This window comes from Bradyrhizobium sp. (assembly GCF_016462955.1).
Classification (GTDB): Bacteria; Pseudomonadota; Alphaproteobacteria; order Rhizobiales; family Xanthobacteraceae; genus Bradyrhizobium.
Window position 1 is genome coordinate 1 of record NZ_JAEMSD010000613.1, and the last position, 3,539, is coordinate 3,539.

3 protein-coding genes and 1 pseudogene are annotated in these 3,539 nt (G+C 61.9%); 3 read left to right on the top strand and 1 reads right to left on the bottom strand.

Annotated features, from left to right (window positions below; translation table 11 throughout):
• The coding region (locus tag JHD07_RS35475) for a hypothetical protein (protein ID WP_291630664.1) at positions 1–216 on the bottom strand (216 nt) is incomplete at its 3' end.
• A 10-nt stretch (positions 217–226) separates the two neighbouring features.
• Between JHD07_RS35475 and JHD07_RS35480 the strand changes: the two are divergent.
• The 3 genes and pseudogenes from JHD07_RS35480 to JHD07_RS35490 form a co-directional block, all read left to right on the top strand.
• Positions 227–532, top strand: a pseudogene (locus JHD07_RS35480) (LysR substrate-binding domain-containing protein); the annotation flags it as partial.
• A 109-nt stretch (positions 533–641) separates the two neighbouring features.
• Entirely contained in the window at positions 642–1,718 is a 1,077-nt protein-coding gene (locus tag JHD07_RS35485) for a BTAD domain-containing putative transcriptional regulator (protein ID WP_291630666.1), read from the top strand.
• 148 nt (positions 1,719–1,866) lie between these two features.
• Positions 1,867–3,539, top strand: a 1,673-nt coding sequence (locus JHD07_RS35490; RefSeq protein ID WP_291630668.1) for a caspase family protein, incomplete at its 3' end; no start/stop codon positions are given.

Sequence of the window (3,539 nt, forward strand, 5' to 3'; positions counted from 1 at the left end):
CAACCAGCGCAACAGCCACCGTTTTTCAATGCCAACGCGGCTCAGCCGCAGCAGCCGGTCGGCCAACCGCCACTGTTTGGCGGGGCCCAGCCCCAGCAGCAAAACGCTCCTGCCCCATTTGCGGCCGGCGGCATATTTAACATTGCCCCACAGCCTCAGGCCAACCAACTTTTTGGTGCAGCGATGCCGGCTCAAAACGCCAACATCATGTTTCAAAATGCGGCTGCTGCCGCCCCCCGTGGCGCGCGTCAGCGACGGCGAAGCCGCCCGCCGCCTCTGCCTCGGCGGCGTCGGCCTCGCCCGCCTCGCCCTCTTCCACATCGGCCCCGACATCGAATCCGGCCGCCTGGTCCCGGTGCTGCAAAGCTACAATCCCGGCGATCGCGAAGACATCCACGCCGTCTATGTCGGCCACGCCGCGCCCCTGCCCGCGCGCGTGCGCGCGTTCATCGATTTTCTCGCCGAGCACGTGCGGGTGAGCGATCCGACGTTGAAGCGCGTGGCGGATGGGAGGTGGAAATTGGTGGGATGAACCGGCCGATGGTGAGAATGCAGTCAAATCTGACGTTTTCGCAAAGCCCAGCCTTCATTCAAGTTTGATTCTTGATTTGGCCGCGCTGGTGCGATGACGTTAACGATGCGTGAGTGACTGCTCGGCAGCTTCCCCGGAATGTGAAAAGGCTCACACGACAATCTCGGCTCTGCGTTACGTTCGGCCGGGGCGCACGAGGAGGCAGGTCATGGAGAGCACACCAGCCCAGCGTCCGATATGCCGACTGTTCGGTCAACTGGAGGTCTGGGGTCGCCACGGGACCCGCGTCGAGTTTCTCAGCGAACGCTCAAAGCACCTCTTTGCCGTGCTTGCCCTGCAGAAACGGGCGCCAGTCAGCCGTGACGTCCTCGTCACGCGCCTTTGGGGCGATGGACCGGCCGAGCGTCTTCGCCGCAACCTCAGCACCGAAGTGTGGCGCCTTCGTTGCGCGCTCGCGAACGCCGGCGAAAATGCCTCGCAGTGGATCAACGCCCGGCCGGAATCGCTGTCCTTGTGTGCAGATGAGCAGGTATGGATCGACATTGAAGCGTTCGATCATTGCATCAAGGCGCCTTCGCCGCCGTCGATGTCGTCAAGCCCGCATGCGACATCGGAAGCCATCGAGCAACTCTATCGTGGGGATCTTCTCAGCGAACTCAACTACGATTGGTGCCTGGCGGATAGGGAGGCCTTTCGCGGCCGCTTCCTCGCCTGTCTCGAGACCCAGCTCCTTGCGGCAAAGCACAGGTCCGATTGGGGAGAAGCCATCCGCATTTCGCGGCGTATCCTGGTCGAGGATTCCTTCCTCGAGCACATCCACCGCGAGATCATGCATTGCTACGAGATGATGGGCGATCGCGTCGCCGCGCTGAGGCACTACGAGAAGCTTCAGCTCGCATTTCGCCACGAGCTCGGCGTCTCCCCCACCCGTGAGACCACGGCGCTGTTCCACCGCCTGCGCGACGACGGGGCACAGCAACCGGATACGATCGCTCCAGCGGCGAAAGTGCACGGGGATTTCGAGCGCCGGCTCGAACTCATTCAGAAGCACCTCCATCAGCTCAACCGGGAAGTTCGGGCTTTCGCTTCGATCATGCAGACTGCGGCTCAGCCAAGGCAGTTGCACCAAGCCATCGAGATGCAGCCGGACATCGACCGGGCCGGAAAAATTTCTTCCGCATCCTAGTTTGTGAGACCCGACCACTCCGGTTGTGACCGTCGCGAGACACCGGCGCACGATAATCGGCCGGTGTCATGGAGAGCGGATGGAACCAGCCGCAAGCCTTGGCCGACCGCATTTTTTGAATCCGAACCATCAATTGCGAGAAATGATCATGCCAAACTACAGAGCGTATATCGCTGCCATCGACCATTATCCAAACCCCGCCAACAACCTCCCGAGCTGCATCAACGACGCGAAAGCGTTCCAGCAGAAGATCACCGACGTCTACAAGTTTGCAGACGTTCGATTCGACTACGACGAAAAAGCCACCCTGCAGAACGTCGAGGCCGGACTGTCCTGGCTGTTCAACGGAGCGGGCTCGGACGATCGGCTCGTGTTCTTCTTCTCCGGCCACGGCTTCCAGGTCGCCCGGGGCCAGGATCTCGAAGAGGTGCTGTGTCTGTACGACCAGTTTCTGTTCGACAACGTGCTCAGCCAGAAGTCGCAGGCGGTCCCCCCTGGGGTCTTCACGCTGATATCGGACAGCTGCCATTCGGGCGGCATGTACAAGGTCATGATGACCGACGGCCACATGGACGTCGCCCAGACCAAGGTGCTCAAGGTCCCGCCCTTCATCGAGAACGATAAGGTATTCCTTGATCCGAGGAAGATCACTCAACTGCGCTACCGGCCCTTCTGCGCGCGGCCCGGCGCGGCATCGAGGATCGACAATCGCTTCGGAACGACGGCCGGAAAGGAATTCGACGAGGCCGGCCAGTTGCAGATGAATGGAATGCTGCTATCCGCCTGCCTCGCAGACGAGACCGCATCAGCTTCGACGGCGAAGACCGGCGGAAAGTCGGCCTTCACCTACGCTCTCCTCGAGCAACTCACTGTCCTCGGCCCCGACGTCTCGAACCGGCGGCTTGTGGAAGGAGCGACCAAGATGCTGCGGGACCTCGGCTTCCGGCAGACACCGGTCCTCACCGAACCCGCCAATCCCGCTGGTCTGGCCGCCACGTCGTTCCTGCTGTTCCGAGGCCAGGCCGCGCCTGCCGTTTCTTCCCCCGACTGGATGACGAGGATCATCCAGGATGCACTCAGCAACCAGAGAAAGGATGCAACCATGATGCACGACAAATCTTACGGCCAGCCTGCTGCAAGCGGCGACGAAAAATTCTGGGGTGTGCTCGCAAACCTCGCCTCGGTGGCAGTGCCGGCCATCGTCGACGCGTTGCGGAAGGGTGATTTTGAACCGCAGAAGGACTTCACGGCCATCCCGGGCGGCGAGGAGAAGTTCTGGCGTACCTTGCTCAACGTCGTCTCGACCGCCGTGCCGGCAGTGGTGCAGGCCTTGCGCAAGGGCGGCTATGAACCACAGAAGGATTTCTCGGGCGGTCAGGAGAAGTTCCTCGGGTCCATCGTTGGCATCGCCACCCGCTGCATACCACCGCTGCTCCGCACAATCGCGGCGCAGGGGATTCAGCCGCAGAAAGATTTCGGCGGTGAAGAGAAGTTCTGGGGCGCTATCGCGAGCGCGGTCTCCGCGGCGCTGCCGGCCGTCATCGGCGCGCTCAGCAAGCAGGGCAACCCCGTCAAGGGATTCGAGGATGTGGCTCCCGGCGATCAGAAGTTCTTCGGAGCCATCGCGAGCGTTATCGGCACGCTCGGGCCGATCGTCATCCAGGCGCTGAGCAAGAGCGGCATCGATCCCCAGAAGGACTTCCAGCAGGCCGGGCAGGAGAAGTTCATCGGCGCGCTTATGAGCGTCATAGGTACGGTGGCGCCGGTCGTCATTCAGGCCCTGACGAAGAGCGGCGCCACCGTACCTATGACGCTCATAAG